A 14,257-nucleotide genomic window follows, 5' to 3' on the forward strand; every position below is an offset into this window, starting at 1 on the left:
TTACAGCTTTTACATTTTTCCTGTTCGTTAGCATGTCTTAAATTCTTCCGACTCTTGACATTTCAACAAGGGCAAATACGATATTGATCATTAAAATCGCAATTAACACTGGAATAAAGTTTAATAAATTAGTCTTACTGAGCTTTGCAGAAATGGCTCCAATTGCATATCCGCAAACGAGTAATGCCAGCAATGTTGCAAGCATCATAATTGTGTAAGTTACCGTCATGATACACTCTCCCTTTTAGGTATTTTTTATTAGAAATACCCTATTAAGTACATTATAAGGCATAAAAGCTTTGATTTTTTTGTCTATTTTGTGAATTATTATTATTGAAAAGTTTATAAAAGCCGATATAATGGGTTTTCACTAAAATTAATATAAAAAGTTTCGTAAGAGTATTCGATTATCACTTGTAGAATTATTATGGTATAATATGATTTTTGAAAAGCAGTTCGAAAAATCCTGCTTAAAAAAACTAAGGAGTGAAGATAGTATGAAGGAGAATTACTATTTGCCAAGGTCAGGCCCTATGCCAAGACCAACGAGTGTAGAGGAAGCAAGGGAAGTGTTGAAAAATGAGTCATTCCCTGCTCCCAATGTTCAGGAAATAACATTTAGAGCATTGGAATTCACAGCTGTTTGTCCGAAAACAGGACAGCCTGATTTCGGCCGGGTGGAAATTTCTTATGTTCCAAATGAAAAATGTATAGAATCAAAATCACTAAAGTTTTATTTATGGTCTTACCGTGATCATGGTGCATATTGTGAATCATTGGCTGCGAATATTGCAGATGATGTTGTTTATGCCATTCATCCGAAAAGGGTGGCTGTAACGGTATATCAGACTGCCAGAGGCGGAATTGAATTACAGACGACAGCAATTAGAGAAGCTTAACATTTTCATAAGAAAAAGGAGGAGCCGTTTGTCTCGGATCCTCCTTTTACTATTAGAAATTCCTCATTAAGTTCGCCATCTCAATTGCAGAAACTGCTGAATCCCAGCCTTTATTACCAGCCTTTGTTCCAGCTCTTTCAACTGCTTGCTCAATATTTTCAGTTGTAACAACGCCGAAAATAACAGGGACTCCTGTTGTCATACCTGCTTGAGCAACCCCTTTAGCTGCTTCGTTACATACATAATCATAATGTGTTGTAGCACCGCGAATGACAGTACCAAGCGTAATGACAGCATCGTATTTACCTGATTCTGCCATCTTTTTGGCTACGAATGGCAGTTCAAATGCCCCTGGTACCCAGGCGACATCAACGCCATCATCCTCAACGCCATGTCTTTTAAGGGCATCTTGTGCTCCAGATAATAGCTTCCCAGTAATAAATTCATTAAAACGTGATACAACAATCCCTATTTTTAACCCAGATCCTACTAAATTACCTTCAAATACTTTCCCCATTTATAAAACCTCCTAGTATGATATTGAAATTTTCATTTAGAATTTAAGCATATGTCCCATTTTTTCATATTTCGTTCTTAAATATTTAGCATTTTCTTTTCTAGCTGGCATTTGTAAAGGTACACGTTCTACGATTGTTAAATCATAGCCTTCGAGTCCGGCAATCTTGCGCGGATTATTCGTTAATAAGCGCATGTTTGTGATGCCTAAATCTTTTAAGATTTGTGCACCGATTCCGTAATCACGAAGGTCTGGAGCAAAGCCAAGCTTTTCGTTTGCTTCAACCGTATCGTAGCCTTCTTCCTGTAACTTATAGGCACGAAGCTTGTTCAACAAGCCAATGCCTCTACCTTCCTGACGCATGTATAAGAGAACACCTTTTCCTTCTTCCTCAATTTGCGCCAACGCCGCATGCAGCTGTGGTCCACAATCACAGCGGTATGACCCGAACACATCGCCAGTTAAGCACTCGGAGTGAACACGAACAAGAACAGGGTCGTCTCCGTTTACATCGCCCTTCACAAGCGCGATATGTTCTTTTCCGTCGACGATATTTGAATAGCCAAAAGCTTTGAATTCCCCAAACTCAGTTGGAAGGTCAATTTCAATTTCGCGTGTTACTAATTTTTCCTTTTTATTGCGATATTTAATTAAATCTTTAATCGTAATCATTTTTAATTCAAATTCGTCGGCAATTTTGCGAAGATCAGGGACCCTTGCCATTGTACCGTCTTCTTTGATGATTTCACAGATAACACCTGCGGGGCTTGCTCCGCAAAGTCTTGCTAGGTCAACAGCAGCTTCTGTATGGCCGGCTCTTCTAAGAACGCCGCCTTCCTTTGCAACTAGCGGAAAAATATGGCCAGGTCGTTTGAAGTCTGCAGCTTTTGAATTTGGATTAATTAATTCTTGTACTGTTTTCGCACGCTCGAACGCACTAATACCTGTTGTCGATGTTTTATGATCGACACTGACTGTAAAGGCAGTTCCATGCGGGTCTGTATTTCGGTTAACCATTGGCACTAAATTTAAATTACGTGCAATTTCCTCTGAAATCGGTGCACAAACAAGGCCACGACCATTGGTAATCATAAAGTTAATAACCTCCGGTGTTGCCTTGGAAGCCAAGGCAATGAAGTCACCTTCATTTTCACGGTCTTCGTCATCACAAACAATGACGATATTTCCTCTCATAAGCTCATATATGGCTTCTTCAATGGGGTCAAACATATTGATCATCCTCCTACCTTTATTTAAATCCATTCTCTTCTAAAAAAGCTTCTGTCATTGTTTTACCAGTTTCCTTTACCTTGCCTTTTGTTAAAAATTTGTCTATATATTTCCCTAACACATCGCATTCGATATTCACGATGTCTCCTGGTGTCTTTTCGCCAAGAATGGTTTCAGACATCGTATGGGGAATAAGCGAGATTGTAAAGGATTTATCACTTAGGCCAAAGATTGTTAGACTTGTACCATCAACTGTGACCGACCCTTTTAAAAGCATATAATGTAATAATTCCTCATTTACTTCTATTTCATAATAAACCGCATTGGCTACCGGCTTCTTTTTAATAATGGTGCCGGTGCCATCTACATGGCCGGATACAAAGTGGCCGCCAAACCTGCCGTTTGCTCCCATTGCTCTTTCTAAGTTTACTTTAGAGCCTGTTGTAAGATCGCGTAAGGAAGTTGCTTTCACAGTTTCCGGCATGATATCAACCGAAAATGTATTTTTATCAAAAGTCGTAACTGTTAGACAAACGCCGTTAACAGCGATGCTATCACCTAAATGGACATCCTCTAAAATTTTCGGTGCCTGTATGGACATCTTGATGGCATCTCCTGATTTTGTGATAGCTTTTATTGTCCCCTTTTCTTCAATAATACCAGTAAACAACTTTATCCCTCCCGCACCATAGTAGAGACAATTTTGATATCCGGGCCAATCGTCTCAACCGATTTTATTTGAAGTTCTAAAACATCACTTATTTTTTCAAAGCCTTCACCGCCAATTGAGGTTGGAGCTAATGCCCCGCCAATCATTTTTGGGGCTATATACGTAATGACCTGATTGATTGCCTTGGCTGTAACAAAGCTCCCATTAATTTGTGAGCCGCCTTCAACAAACAAAGATGTAATTCCTTTTTCACCTAACACTTTAAGTACACTCCGGATTTTAATTGTTTCCGTTGGCATTTTTATAACTTCAACATTTTTAGCCTCGAGTGCACTAACTTTGTCATCTGAGGCATTTTTTCCAACAACAATCCATGTCGGTGCACATTCATCATTCACAATTGTTGCAGTGAGTGGTGTTCTTGCATGAGTGTCAAGGATAATGCGAATTGGATTTTTGCCGCCAAGTGGAAGTCTTGTTGTTAATGAAGGATCATCTTTAATGACAGTATTAACACCAACTAAAATTCCATCATGGCGATGTCTGTATTGATGAACATCTAATCTTGCTGCTTCACTTGTGATCCATTTGCTTTCACCAGCAACAGTAGCGATCTTTCCGTCAAGACTTGTTGCTGATTTTAAAGTGACATACGGCATTTTAGTCGCTATGTAATGAAAAAATACTTCATTGAGCTTAGTTGCTTCTTCATTTAATATGCCCACTTCTACTTCAATTCCAGCGTTTTGAAGCTTTTCAATCCCTCTTCCAGCAACAAGAGGATTCGGATCTGTAGACGCGATAACGACCCTAGCAACTTGACTGTTAATTAAAAGATCAGCACATGGTGGTGTCCGCCCATGGTGGCTGCAAGGCTCAAGTGTTACATAAACAGTGGCCCCTTTTGCTTTTTCTCCCGCCATCTTAATGGCATGCACTTCAGCATGGGCTTCGCCTGCTTTTAAGTGGGCTCCCATTCCGACAATCTGGTTGTTTTTTACAACAACAGCACCCACAACTGGATTTGGGCTCGTTTGGCCGCTCGTTTTGGAAGCGAGCTCAATGGCAAGTCTCATGTAATCTTGGTCTGTCATCCAATCACCTTTTTCTTTCACAACTTGTAAATAAAAAAGACCCTAGGAAAAATCCAGGGTCTTATCATGAACGGAATTATTATGAATATAGATAAAGAAATACAGCAAATAAAGGTAGCTTACTACCTTCACCTTTTCTTCTCCCATCCAGACTGTAACTGTCGGCACTGGATTCTCACCAGTTCCTGCCTATAAGGCTCGCGGGCTTGTTAGCATGGACTATGCTACATCACCGCCGATTGGGAATTTCACCCGACCCTGAAGAAAACTATTTTGTTTCTTTAACTATATATTAAAATGGGTGGACATGACAAGTATTTCCACGCCGAAACAATTCGATATAAAACTACAAATTCTTCAGCTTTCGCTTCGACATGTATTTATATTTCGTGCTTATCAGTGTTTTTATAACGTAAATCCTGCAATCTCAATCATTAAATGTCCGTAATTGTCTGAATAATACGATGAGATGGGGGTGTTCAGTAGTTGTAATTGTGTGATTAATTAGTATAGTACTAAGTCATAAAGAAGGGAGTAATATCGTTGATTGAAATGCTTATTTGGGATGAAAATATTTCATTGAAAAACCTTGAAAATTTTAAGACATCAGTTGAAAGACTGCTTAAAGTGAACACAAAAGGTATGATTCTAAATTTAGAAAATGTATTATATATGAACGAACACGCATTAGGGATCATTGCAAATGCGGTTGAAGCGGCAAAAGATATGAACAAGGAACTTGTTATTATAAATAATCAAACAACACTTAGAACAATATTTGAGATGGTTCATTTTTACTCAATTGTACAAGTATTCTCACATGAACAATATGCTGAGAATTATTTGTACAAACTATTCCCCAACATGGCCATAAAGGTTGTGTAAGAAGAAAATAGAAATGACTCACCATAAGCTTCGAATCGAATCAAAGAAAAATAGTAAAAATCCGTTCTTACTCACTAAATCCAAAATTACCTTTTAATATTGCGCCTAAATAATAGTTTTTACCAAAATTTGTACCTTTTGTGAAAAATTACAAAGGAAGAGAGCTTTTAAGCCCTCTTCCTTTATAATTAATAATATTGATAGTGTTGAAAAGCAAAAATTGCTCATACAGGGAGAAGTAAGCCATGAATATCTATGACGGAAAGCGACGTTTACAAGTCAAAACAGTAGATGATATTTTTCTTGCGATGGCTATTACTGATAGGATTGCCCGGGTCAGTGGCTTCCTTCATAATGAAAGAATCTTTTTAAGATTAGTAACGGAAGAATCTTGTATGAATGCTTTTGAATATTGTCAAAATACGAATCAGTCGGGCTTTTTAATCGGCTGGGATAAGAGCCAAGGAGATAGTCTCACCATTTTCATTAAACATAAAGGAAAAAAATACAATATTACTCCACGTACAAATGAAGCAAACCGTGGTCTACACGGAAGAGGCTTGCTATTAATTGTAAATTTAATGGACAAAGTATTTATCGAGGAAAATGGAGAATATGTTACGCTTTTAATGAGAAAATATGGCAGCCACATTCTAAATGAGAGGGGACAGGTTTCTTATGATAGTAACTACTAGTGATCAAGTGATTCTATTAAACTGGCAGGAAGACGTAACGTTAAAAAATATCGGAAGTTTCAAAGAGGCTATGACAGAATTGATTCATTCAGATTCAGGAAGATTATTATTGCATTTAGACGGTGTCCAATATGTAAACAGTGGCGCATTGGGTGTGATTGTAGATTCAGTTCTGACGGCAAAGAAAAATCAAAAAGAGCTGGTGGTTGTGACAACACAGCAATCCGTAAGAGAAATATTTACGATCGTTAAATTCGGAACTTTTATTAAAATTTTTGACTCAAAAGAAGAGGGTTTACATTACTTAAAGCGTGATCGAGATGAATAGTCTTCCGAGGACGGTTGAAGAGCAACTGCAATTAGCCTCAAAAGTATTTACATTTTCCATTGAAGGTATATTTGTTACAGATTTAAGCTGCCGAATTCAGCTTGTTAATGAATCGTTTGAAAAAATTACCGGCTATTCCGCCGATGAGGTCTTAGGACAAAACCCAAGAATCCTCAAATCCAGCAAACATCCATTGGAATATTATAAGGGGATTTGGGAATCTCTCAAACAGGATGGAAAGTGGCAGGGAGAATTTATTAATAGAAGAAAAAACGGAGAACTCTATTACCAGCGGACAACGATTGCTACTATTAAAAATTCGAATGATATCCCAATCAGTTACTGCGCTATTATTAGTGATATTACAAAAATAAAAGAAGCGGAGCAGAAGCTGGCATCGGACTTGGAATTAGCAAGACAACTGCAAAAAAGCGTTTTAAGTAAACCAATCAAAAATGAGTACATAGATATTGATGGAGCTTATCTTCCTTGCGACGAGCTGGCCGGGGACATGTACGCTTGGTATCAGATTAACGAACATCAATATGGTGTGATCTTATTTGATATCATGGGCCATGGCGTAGCCTCATCCTTAGTCAGCATGTCAATTCGTTCATTATTAAGGGGAATTATTACAAACGTAAAGAAGCCGGAAAAACTGTTTACTGAACTAAATGAGCATATGCGGTTGCTTTATCGAAAAAATGGGATGGACCATTCCTACTTTTTTACCGCCATTTACGTGTTGATTGATGTAAAGGAAAAAGTTATCGAATACGCGTCTGCCGGCCATCCGCCGTGTTTCTTTATTCAGGAGGATGGAAAAGTGACCAATTTAGATATCGGCTGTCCTCCGATTGGACTGTTGCCGTCACTTGTGATTGAGACTGGAACCATTTCAATCCAAGGAAGATGTCAGCTTTTTCTATATACCGATGGTTTGACCGATTCATTTGGTAAGGACACGACAGGTAATATAGAAGAGCTTAAGGAGCTCGTTGTCAGTTTGAAAGACTTAGAAAGCACACCGTTACTAGAAGACGTGTTAACAAAAATGGCAAAGAAGACCAACCGCTATGACGATGATGTAACAATGGTGGCGATTACAATAAAGTAAAACTAAAAGGTATTTGAGCTAGTTCATAGAGCATAGCTTGTTTTTTAGAAATTTATATTCCGTTAGCGGTTATTGTGACCGAGTTTGATTGGACAACGTATTAGATTAATGGTTAGATCGAAACTTAAGTTTTTATGCGGACAAACACGCATACAGTCTAACTCCCCAGAAATACCCAGATGTTTATTCGTGTCCGCATAAAAACTTGCTTTATATAAAATAAGTGGATTGTCCAATCACTTTAGGGAGCGATAATCGCTAACGGATATTTTGGAAGGAATAACTTCTTTATTTAAAGTAATCCTTCTCAAGCCTTTTATACATTTCCAGTGAAGCCTTTGCCCAGGGGCTGTCTGTTTTTTCCAGTTCCTCCATTTCCTCATGAACCACTTTTCGTAATGAATCATAATAATCTGGAACGGTTTCTGTATAGGGCTTTACTTGCATTTTCGGGATATTCGTTTGTTCATTCAAGGAAAGCGCTCTTCGCTCATGGAAAAATAAGACGTCTGCTTGTTTAGGAGAGTGTAAATCCCCTTGCAGTGGGTGCTTTAAGACGGCTTTCACCCTAATTGTAATATGCTGCGGCTTAATGGCTGTCACTTCCCCGATATATTTACCGGTTTTATAGATTCCTGTTACAATTTGTCCAATTTGGAACTCTTCACTCATTTTGCACAACCTTTCTATGAGAAGTTTTGACATAACCCTGCCAAAAATCTTATCATATAGAAAGTGGAAATTAAAAATGAAAGGTAGAGATTGAATGAAAAAAATATTATTCTATTCAATGCTGGTCATCGTGATTGCAATAATGACTGCTTGCGGCGGTAATGGAGGAGAAAAAAAAGCAACCGAAAACAACGCTGCTACAAATGAAACCAAAAATACGGACGAAAATGCCGATACAAATGCAAATGGAATTACAAGCCTGCCGCAATTTGAGGATGTTAAAGCAGGTAATCCTGTCGTAACAATGAAAACGACAATGGGTGATATTGTGATACGGTTATTCCCTGACCAAGCACCTAAGGCTGTCGAAAATTTCATAACCCACAGTAAAGATGGCTATTACAATGGATTAACGTTTCACCGTATTATCAATGATTTTATGATCCAGGGCGGAGACCCAAATGGAAATGGCTCAGGTGGAGAAAGTATTTGGGGCGGACCATTCGAGGATGAGTTTTCACCACAATTAAGAAACTTCCGCGGAGCACTGTCAATGGCTAATAGTGGTCCTAACACGAATGGAAGTCAATTTTTTATTGTACAAGCTAAAACAGTTGATGAGGAATTAATCGGCCAAATGAAACAAGCTGGATTTCCTGATATTGTAATTGATAAATATAAGGAAGTTGGCGGAGCACCTTGGCTTGACGGAAAACATACCGTTTTTGGTCAAGTAATCAAAGGTATGGATGTTGTTGATAAAATAGCCAGTGTAAAAGTGAACTCTACTTCAAGTGCACCCCTTCAACCGGTCATTATCAATAAAATAGATGTAAAGGAATAAAATCGAATGTAGAAAAGGGCTATCAAAGGGATGATAGCCTCTTTTTTTTACCAGTTTAAAAAATGTTCATAAAAACAACTGATTATTGTCGCAAATCTGTAAGAAAACATGCATGTCTAGACTTGGTTTAGGGCTTACAATGAAATTATGAATTTAACTTTTTTTATAAGGTGATTTAAATGGAAGGGTCAAAGAAATTAAATGAAAAGTTGAAAGAGGTTATTAGTAAGTGGGACCCTTTAGGGCTCGGACCAGGAGCATATGAAGTAGAAGCAATTGACATTATTCAAGCAGTTCATGAAATTAACGATCTCAGATACTTGGCAAAACGGATCCAATTTATTTATGAATTTTCCTTTGAAGAATCAATTCCCCTTACCGAATGTCAGAAAGTAGCCAGAAGAATGTTGTTATTAAAAGAAACTAATCCCTATGCCATGTAAGAAAAGAACGAACCAATCTAGGTGAGTTCTTTTTTTATATATTTTTTTACTATTTTGTTCAAACTTACTTCTCCATTACTTCACAATTACTGGCTATCATGAGAGATAGAAAAAAGTGGATTGGTGGTGAGGAATTTTTATGCAAAGAGTTGCATTAATAGCCTTCATAATAATTGGAATCATACTTTTAATAAATCCAATTGTAAAAGCAGAGCAAATTAATAGTGAAATAGAAGTAACTGTAACCCCAGGTGTGAATATCCAAGAGGCTATTGAACAAGCACATAATGGCTCTACCATTTTTGTGAAAAAGGGACAGTATAACGGCAATATCGTCGTCAATAAGTCCATTCATTTAATAGGTGAAAAAGGTGCGATTATAGCTGGTAACGGAAAAGGCCATGTCATAGAAATAAAAGCTTCTAATGTGAGGATTGAAAATTTTATTATCGAAAAGAGTGGTAGAAAAGATACTGATGCCGGGATTTTTGTGGAATCATCCCATAACCTTATTCAAAACAATGTGGTAAAAGAAGTTCAATATGGAATATATATCCAAAAGGGGCGACAAAATCAGCTCCTAAATAATAGCATTACCGGGTATGCGGGCCATTTTTCAAAGAAGGGGAATGGCATTCATTTATTTTATGCAGAGGAAACAGAGCTGACAGGGAACAAGATCGCGCAGGTGCAAGATGGTGTTTATTTTGATTTTGCCACAGATAGTACTTTAAAAAACAATCGTGTTGAAGGGTCAAGATATGGCTACCATATTATGTATGCGAAAAAAGGACTGTTAACAGAAAATGTATCGACGAAAAATATTACTGGCATAATGATCATGGACGCCAAGGATTTTACAATCAATAACAATAGGATTACCGAAAATTTAGATTACCGCGGCCATGGTATTTTAATTTTTGACTCTGACAAAATCGAACTTACGGGTAATCGTGTGACCTTCAATAATACCGGATTAAGCTTGCAGGATGCACGTGATTGCAAAATTGAGAGAAATATTTTTGCCGGAAATTATGTGGGCTTGGATTTAAAAGATAAAAATGAACGTAATACAATGGCGGGTAATAATTTTCTCGGAAATATTGTGCAAACGAAAATTTTTACTAGTGTTGAGCCAATGGATTTAGACGGCCAAGGCAATTATTGGGATGATTATAGCGGCATGGATTTGAATGGTGATGGGATTGGGGAAATTCCTTATGAGTCAGGGAAGTTATTTGACAAATTAGTAGAGGAAAATCCGACATTGCAGTTCTTTTTTGAAAGTCCAACTATCAAACTATGGTCATCAATTGAAAAAATATTTCCTGCTTTTTCTGGTGATAAAGGGATGGACCGCTTTCCATATGTACAACCGATCCACTATGAGGCTGATTCAAAGGATACTTCCGTACATCGAAATTGGCTGGCAGCGTTAATTGGAATGATCATGATTTCCTTAGCAGGTACTATTTTTTATCGAGGAAGAGCTTCAAGGTAAAAGGGAATATAGTTTGGGAGGATTTTATAATGAAGATTAAAAATAAATGGTTTTCACTATTAATCATTGCACTTACCCTTATCATAAGTGCTTGCGGTAACAAGGCAGTGTTTGAGCCGAGAGAAGTAAATCCGAACATCGATGCCTGCGAAGTATGTAATATGTCAATTGCCCATACTGACTTTGCCACGCAATTGATTGAAACTGACGGCACCGTTCATATGTATGACGATATCGGCTGTATGGTCAAATATCTGGAAGGAGAAGGAAAGAATAAAGAGATTGCTGCAACCTATGTGAGAGACAACGACACAATGGACTGGGTTCCGATGGAAGAAGCCTATTATGCCTATCATCCAGAATTTTGGACACCAATGGCCTATGGTGTAGTCCCTTTTGCTACAAAAAAACTAGCAGATGCCTATGTTAAAAAGGAAGGAAAAGGTGAAGTACTCGATTATAAAGGCTTAGATAAAGTTGATTGGGTTATGCAGCCCCATTAATGTCTACGTGGCGGTGCAACTGTTTGGCACCATCTGCGTAACCGTGTCAGACACGATATAGGAGGATCATTCTACTATGAAAATGTTTATGATTGCTAGACATGAATTAAAAGTGATTTCGCGCAGCAAATGGGTGTTTAGTTTCACAATCCTTTATACTGTGCTCGCGATTACCATTGTATTATTTGGTGGCAGCGCCGAAACAGCAGATTTTAATGGCTTTAACAGGATGGCTGCGAGTTTATTAAATTTATCTCTCTTCCTCGTGCCTCTATTAACGCTGCTGATTGGCAGTACATCTCTTGCTGGTGATAAAGAAGATGGAAGCTTGACACTATTGTTTACGTATCCAATACCGGCTTCCCGAATATTATTGGGCAAATTTATCGGATTACTATTAACATTGTTTGCTGTTGTTACCTTTGGCTACGGTGCAGCAGGATTGATTCTATTTATAAGTAAAGCCAGTGTCTCTTTACATTTCTTCTTATTATTTTATGGATTCACAATGCTGCTCATGGTGTTGTTTCTTGGCCTGGCAATGCTTATTGGTGTTTTATCCGCCACTCGCTTTCAAGCACTGGGGTTGAGTTTAATATTATGGGCGGTTGCTGTATTGTTCTATGAATTTATTGTCATGGGTTTGGCAATGGTGATTAGTAAGCAAGCGATTCTTGGAATGTTCACGGCCTCCATTCTTTTAAATCCAGTTGAATTAATTCGCGTTTGGACGATTATTTCAATGGATAGCGGCTCGATATTTGGTCCTAATTTGTATGACCTTACCGTTTGGAGCGAAGGGAATTTTGGGCAAATAGCATTTACAATCAGTGCCATGCTTTGGGTTATCATCCCAATTTTCATTTCAAATAAATTGCTAAAACGGGGGATTCACCATGGAGCGTAACCGTATAGTAGAAGTAAATGAACTAAGTAAAATCTATAATGCTAGCAACCGGATTGAACAAATTACATTTGAAATCTTTCAAGGTGAATGTTTTGCACTATGCGGCGGGAACGGTGCTGGTAAAAGTACGATTATTCAAATGATCATCGGAAATGTAAAACCAACATCAGGAAGTATTAAGCTATCAGGGATTACCATGAGTTCAAACGCGGCGATGTATAAGTCTCTTTTTTCCTATATGCCGGATGCGATGGCTTTTCCTAAGGTGTTAAGCGGGTATGAAGTTTTGAGTTTTTTTGCTGATTTATCCAATGTTCCAAAAGCTAGGGTTGATTTGCTGCTTGAGAGGGTTGGACTATCGCGAGATAAAGATAAAAAGGTCCGCGATTATTCAAAAGGAATGCAACAAAGATTAGCGTTGGCGCAAAGCTTATTGCCTGAAGCACCATTGCTTATTTTAGATGAGCCGACCAACGGCCTTGATCCATACTGGGTGCGGGAATTTAAAAATATTATAAAAGAAGAAAAACAAAAAGGGACGACCATCCTGTTTTCTTCTCATATTTTAGCAGATGTTGAAGAACTGGCCGACCGGGTGGCATTTATGAACAATGGTAGGCTGCTTGTAACCGATACAGTTGAAGCATTAACAAAGGTAGAGAATGATGCTCACGCTAAAACGACGTTGGAAGAAGTATTCTTTACGTTGGTGAAGGCGGGGCAGACGGTATAAGGGACGTGGGGACAGGTTCCGCGTCCCAGTTCGTTAGTTTGGGACACGGAACCTGTCCCCACATTATGAGGTCAATCCGTTTTTCATTTTTATATAGGGACGAAGTAAATAGCTTGCCACTTTTAACGGGTTAATGGTTTTTGTTTGAATTAATTTTTCGCCCCAATATCCTTGCAGTAATCTAATTATTCTATCTATCCCTTCATTGGATAATTGCTCCATTGTTCTTCTTAACACAAGTGCATTTTCATAGCTTTCGCGAAGTGGTTTCATTAGTTCCTCATATTTGCCTAAGCCGCATAAATCATAGGCGGCATAAACTCCGCTCAAAATAGAGGCATACTGACCAAAACCCATAAAAGGCATCATGGTTCCGAAACAATTTCCAACGTAAAAAGTATTTCCTATTCGCGGCGACATGCAGATTCCCATCTGATAGCGGGTTATTTGAAACTGATCGGTTATTGGTAATTCCTGTTTTAGCTGTGACCGAACATTTTGGTAAAATAGGTCCCAGAGCTTGTTGATATTTACATTGTTGTTTTCAGGTAAATCCGGAAATGCTATGGAGATGTTTGCCTCTTTGTCTGAGTATGGAATGAGGAAGCAATACCCGTAAGGAGAAAGGTCGTAATTAATCCAGGCCATTACTGTATATCGATCAAAATCCCCTTCAACAGTTGCGCCTTTTATAGATACGGACAAATCTTCTCTGAAGTTTTTAGTCTTCTTTGAATAAGCTCCATCACCAGTTGCCAGGATTACATGAGTATATTCCTTAAGTAATTGTTCATATGTTTTCTTAGAGTTGTAATGAATGGTGGATTTAGTTTGTTGTGCTAATTGTGATTCAAAAGATTCCTGTTCTCTGCCACGAATATTTGTGAACCCGAGGGCTCCCTCGATAATTGCTTTTTCGTTTTTTGAAAATAGTTCCATCCTCTGAATATTTGATGTCGGTTTAAGAAATATTCCATACTGGTCTGATAAGGAAGCAATGCAATCCTGAATGGGCCTAGAAAAGATAGTAAGTAAGACCTCCCCATTTACAAACCTATCTCCAACTCTGCTTCTTTTCTCAAATATCGTTGGCATAATGCCGTTCTTCTCAAGGGTTATTGCACATGCTAAACCGGATAGTCCAGCACCCATTATAGCAACTTCCATTTCGTGATTCCTCCTAAATACTTGGTGACAATACGAGCATTCCCTAACGACA

At 38.2% G+C, this 14,257-nt stretch carries 18 protein-coding genes and 2 riboswitches; of the genes, 11 read left to right on the forward strand and 7 right to left on the reverse strand.

What is annotated here, in order from left to right; translation table 11 throughout:
• Positions 1 to 37 precede the first annotated feature (37 nt).
• Positions 38 to 229 carry a hypothetical protein gene (locus ACNQFZ_RS14475; RefSeq protein ID WP_458412038.1) on the reverse strand — a complete coding sequence of 64 codons (192 nt, stop codon included), beginning with the start codon at positions 227 to 229 and terminating at the stop codon, positions 38 to 40.
• 216 nt (positions 230 to 445) lie between these two features.
• A riboswitch (PreQ1 riboswitch) is annotated at positions 446 to 489 on the forward strand.
• Between the two features lie 8 nt (positions 490 to 497).
• Here ACNQFZ_RS14475 and queF point away from each other — a divergent pair.
• Positions 498 to 899 carry a preQ(1) synthase gene (gene queF / locus ACNQFZ_RS14480; protein WP_458412039.1) on the forward strand — a complete coding sequence of 134 codons (402 nt, stop codon included), beginning with the start codon at positions 498 to 500 and terminating at the stop codon, positions 897 to 899.
• Positions 900 to 951: 52 nt separating this feature from the next.
• On the opposite strand, the gene ribH is transcribed toward queF, so the two are convergent.
• From ribH to ribD, 4 genes are read right to left on the reverse strand one after another with little or no spacing between them, the layout of a single operon-like run.
• Entirely contained in the window at positions 952 to 1,416 is a 465-nt protein-coding gene (gene ribH, locus ACNQFZ_RS14485) for a 6,7-dimethyl-8-ribityllumazine synthase (protein WP_458412040.1), read from the reverse strand.
• A gap of 36 nt (positions 1,417 to 1,452) precedes the next feature.
• Positions 1,453 to 2,646 carry a bifunctional 3,4-dihydroxy-2-butanone-4-phosphate synthase/GTP cyclohydrolase II gene (locus ACNQFZ_RS14490; protein WP_458412041.1) on the reverse strand — a complete coding sequence of 398 codons (1,194 nt, stop codon included), beginning with the start codon at positions 2,644 to 2,646 and terminating at the stop codon, positions 1,453 to 1,455.
• A gap of 19 nt (positions 2,647 to 2,665) precedes the next feature.
• Entirely contained in the window at positions 2,666 to 3,316 is a 651-nt protein-coding gene (gene ribE, locus ACNQFZ_RS14495; protein ID WP_458412042.1) for a riboflavin synthase, read from the reverse strand.
• A gap of 2 nt (positions 3,317 to 3,318) precedes the next feature.
• Positions 3,319 to 4,410 carry a bifunctional diaminohydroxyphosphoribosylaminopyrimidine deaminase/5-amino-6-(5-phosphoribosylamino)uracil reductase RibD gene (ribD, locus tag ACNQFZ_RS14500; RefSeq protein WP_458412043.1) on the reverse strand — a complete coding sequence of 364 codons (1,092 nt, stop codon included), beginning with the start codon at positions 4,408 to 4,410 and terminating at the stop codon, positions 3,319 to 3,321.
• A gap of 131 nt (positions 4,411 to 4,541) precedes the next feature.
• Positions 4,542 to 4,680: riboswitch (FMN riboswitch) on the reverse strand.
• Between the two features lie 282 nt (positions 4,681 to 4,962).
• Between ribD and ACNQFZ_RS14505 the strand changes: the two genes are divergently transcribed.
• The 4 genes from ACNQFZ_RS14505 to ACNQFZ_RS14520 all read left to right on the forward strand — a co-directional run bounded on the left by ACNQFZ_RS14505 (position 4,963) and on the right by ACNQFZ_RS14520 (position 7,435).
• Entirely contained in the window at positions 4,963 to 5,295 is a 333-nt protein-coding gene (locus tag ACNQFZ_RS14505) for an STAS domain-containing protein (protein WP_458415401.1), read from the forward strand.
• A gap of 245 nt (positions 5,296 to 5,540) precedes the next feature.
• Positions 5,541 to 5,990 (forward strand): ATP-binding protein, encoded by a 450-nt coding sequence (locus tag ACNQFZ_RS14510; protein ID WP_458412044.1) that lies wholly within the window; start codon positions 5,541 to 5,543, stop codon positions 5,988 to 5,990.
• A complete protein-coding gene (locus ACNQFZ_RS14515) occupies positions 5,974 to 6,318 on the forward strand; it encodes an STAS domain-containing protein (protein WP_458412045.1) in 345 nt (114 codons plus the stop codon). The genes ACNQFZ_RS14510 and ACNQFZ_RS14515 overlap by 17 nt, the downstream gene beginning before the upstream one ends.
• On the forward strand, positions 6,311 to 7,435 hold the full coding sequence (locus tag ACNQFZ_RS14520) for a SpoIIE family protein phosphatase (RefSeq protein ID WP_458412046.1): 1,125 nt from the start codon (positions 6,311 to 6,313) through the stop codon (positions 7,433 to 7,435). Before ACNQFZ_RS14515 ends, ACNQFZ_RS14520 begins: the two co-directional genes overlap by 8 nt.
• Before the next feature lie 288 nt (positions 7,436 to 7,723).
• Here ACNQFZ_RS14520 and ACNQFZ_RS14525 read toward each other — a convergent pair whose 3' ends face one another.
• The gene (locus ACNQFZ_RS14525; protein WP_458412047.1) at positions 7,724 to 8,107 is read right to left on the reverse strand and encodes a kinase-associated lipoprotein B; all 384 of its coding nucleotides are present in this window, start codon (positions 8,105 to 8,107) and stop codon (positions 7,724 to 7,726) included.
• Positions 8,108 to 8,201: 94 nt separating this feature from the next.
• On the opposite strand from ACNQFZ_RS14525, the gene ACNQFZ_RS14530 reads away from it, so the two are divergent.
• From ACNQFZ_RS14530 to ACNQFZ_RS14555, 6 genes are all read left to right on the forward strand, one after another.
• Positions 8,202 to 8,951, forward strand: coding sequence for a peptidylprolyl isomerase (locus tag ACNQFZ_RS14530; protein ID WP_458412048.1), 750 nt, complete (start codon positions 8,202 to 8,204; stop codon positions 8,949 to 8,951).
• 179 nt (positions 8,952 to 9,130) lie between these two features.
• Positions 9,131 to 9,394 carry a DUF1871 family protein gene (locus ACNQFZ_RS14535; protein WP_458412049.1) on the forward strand — a complete coding sequence of 88 codons (264 nt, stop codon included), beginning with the start codon at positions 9,131 to 9,133 and terminating at the stop codon, positions 9,392 to 9,394.
• A 139-nt stretch (positions 9,395 to 9,533) separates the two neighbouring features.
• Positions 9,534 to 10,895: a nitrous oxide reductase family maturation protein NosD gene (gene nosD, locus ACNQFZ_RS14540; RefSeq protein ID WP_458412050.1), complete on the forward strand. Its 1,362-nt coding sequence runs from the start codon at positions 9,534 to 9,536 to the stop codon at positions 10,893 to 10,895.
• A 29-nt stretch (positions 10,896 to 10,924) separates the two neighbouring features.
• Positions 10,925 to 11,398: a nitrous oxide reductase accessory protein NosL gene (locus ACNQFZ_RS14545; protein WP_458412051.1), complete on the forward strand. Its 474-nt coding sequence runs from the start codon at positions 10,925 to 10,927 to the stop codon at positions 11,396 to 11,398.
• Positions 11,399 to 11,474: 76 nt separating this feature from the next.
• On the forward strand, positions 11,475 to 12,305 hold the full coding sequence (locus ACNQFZ_RS14550) for an ABC transporter permease (protein ID WP_458412052.1): 831 nt from the start codon (positions 11,475 to 11,477) through the stop codon (positions 12,303 to 12,305).
• Positions 12,295 to 13,038 carry an ABC transporter ATP-binding protein gene (locus ACNQFZ_RS14555; protein WP_458412053.1) on the forward strand — a complete coding sequence of 248 codons (744 nt, stop codon included), beginning with the start codon at positions 12,295 to 12,297 and terminating at the stop codon, positions 13,036 to 13,038. The genes ACNQFZ_RS14550 and ACNQFZ_RS14555 overlap by 11 nt, the downstream gene beginning before the upstream one ends.
• 63 nt (positions 13,039 to 13,101) lie before the next feature.
• Here the strand turns inward: ACNQFZ_RS14555 and ACNQFZ_RS14560 are convergent, their stop codons facing one another.
• Complete coding sequence (locus ACNQFZ_RS14560) at positions 13,102 to 14,205, reverse strand: NAD(P)/FAD-dependent oxidoreductase (RefSeq protein WP_458412054.1); 1,104 nt, start codon at positions 14,203 to 14,205, stop codon at positions 13,102 to 13,104.
• Between the last annotated feature and the right edge of the window lie 52 nt (positions 14,206 to 14,257).

This window comes from Schinkia acidoalkalinis, from assembly GCF_054301215.1.

Excerpts from the sequence above, each read along its gene's own strand:
- ACNQFZ_RS14475 (WP_458412038.1), bottom strand. The coding sequence starts at position 229 with ATGACGGTAACTTACACAATTATGATGCTTGCAACATTGCTGGCATTA.
- queF (WP_458412039.1), top strand. The coding sequence starts at position 498 with ATGAAGGAGAATTACTATTTGCCAAGGTCAGGCCCTATGCCAAGACCA.
- ribH (WP_458412040.1), bottom strand. The coding sequence starts at position 1,416 with ATGGGGAAAGTATTTGAAGGTAATTTAGTAGGATCTGGGTTAAAAATA.
- ACNQFZ_RS14490 (WP_458412041.1), bottom strand. The coding sequence starts at position 2,646 with ATGTTTGACCCCATTGAAGAAGCCATATATGAGCTTATGAGAGGAAAT.
- ribD (WP_458412043.1), bottom strand. The coding sequence starts at position 4,410 with ATGACAGACCAAGATTACATGAGACTTGCCATTGAGCTCGCTTCCAAA.
- ACNQFZ_RS14505 (WP_458415401.1), top strand. The coding sequence starts at position 4,963 with ATGCTTATTTGGGATGAAAATATTTCATTGAAAAACCTTGAAAATTTT.
- ACNQFZ_RS14510 (WP_458412044.1), top strand. The coding sequence starts at position 5,541 with ATGAATATCTATGACGGAAAGCGACGTTTACAAGTCAAAACAGTAGAT.
- ACNQFZ_RS14515 (WP_458412045.1), top strand. The coding sequence starts at position 5,974 with ATGATAGTAACTACTAGTGATCAAGTGATTCTATTAAACTGGCAGGAA.
- ACNQFZ_RS14520 (WP_458412046.1), top strand. The coding sequence starts at position 6,311 with ATGAATAGTCTTCCGAGGACGGTTGAAGAGCAACTGCAATTAGCCTCA.
- ACNQFZ_RS14525 (WP_458412047.1), bottom strand. The coding sequence starts at position 8,107 with ATGAGTGAAGAGTTCCAAATTGGACAAATTGTAACAGGAATCTATAAA.
- ACNQFZ_RS14530 (WP_458412048.1), top strand. The coding sequence starts at position 8,202 with ATGAAAAAAATATTATTCTATTCAATGCTGGTCATCGTGATTGCAATA.
- ACNQFZ_RS14535 (WP_458412049.1), top strand. The coding sequence starts at position 9,131 with ATGGAAGGGTCAAAGAAATTAAATGAAAAGTTGAAAGAGGTTATTAGT.
- nosD (WP_458412050.1), top strand. The coding sequence starts at position 9,534 with ATGCAAAGAGTTGCATTAATAGCCTTCATAATAATTGGAATCATACTT.
- ACNQFZ_RS14545 (WP_458412051.1), top strand. The coding sequence starts at position 10,925 with ATGAAGATTAAAAATAAATGGTTTTCACTATTAATCATTGCACTTACC.
- ACNQFZ_RS14550 (WP_458412052.1), top strand. The coding sequence starts at position 11,475 with ATGAAAATGTTTATGATTGCTAGACATGAATTAAAAGTGATTTCGCGC.
- ACNQFZ_RS14555 (WP_458412053.1), top strand. The coding sequence starts at position 12,295 with ATGGAGCGTAACCGTATAGTAGAAGTAAATGAACTAAGTAAAATCTAT.
- ACNQFZ_RS14560 (WP_458412054.1), bottom strand. The coding sequence starts at position 14,205 with ATGGAAGTTGCTATAATGGGTGCTGGACTATCCGGTTTAGCATGTGCA.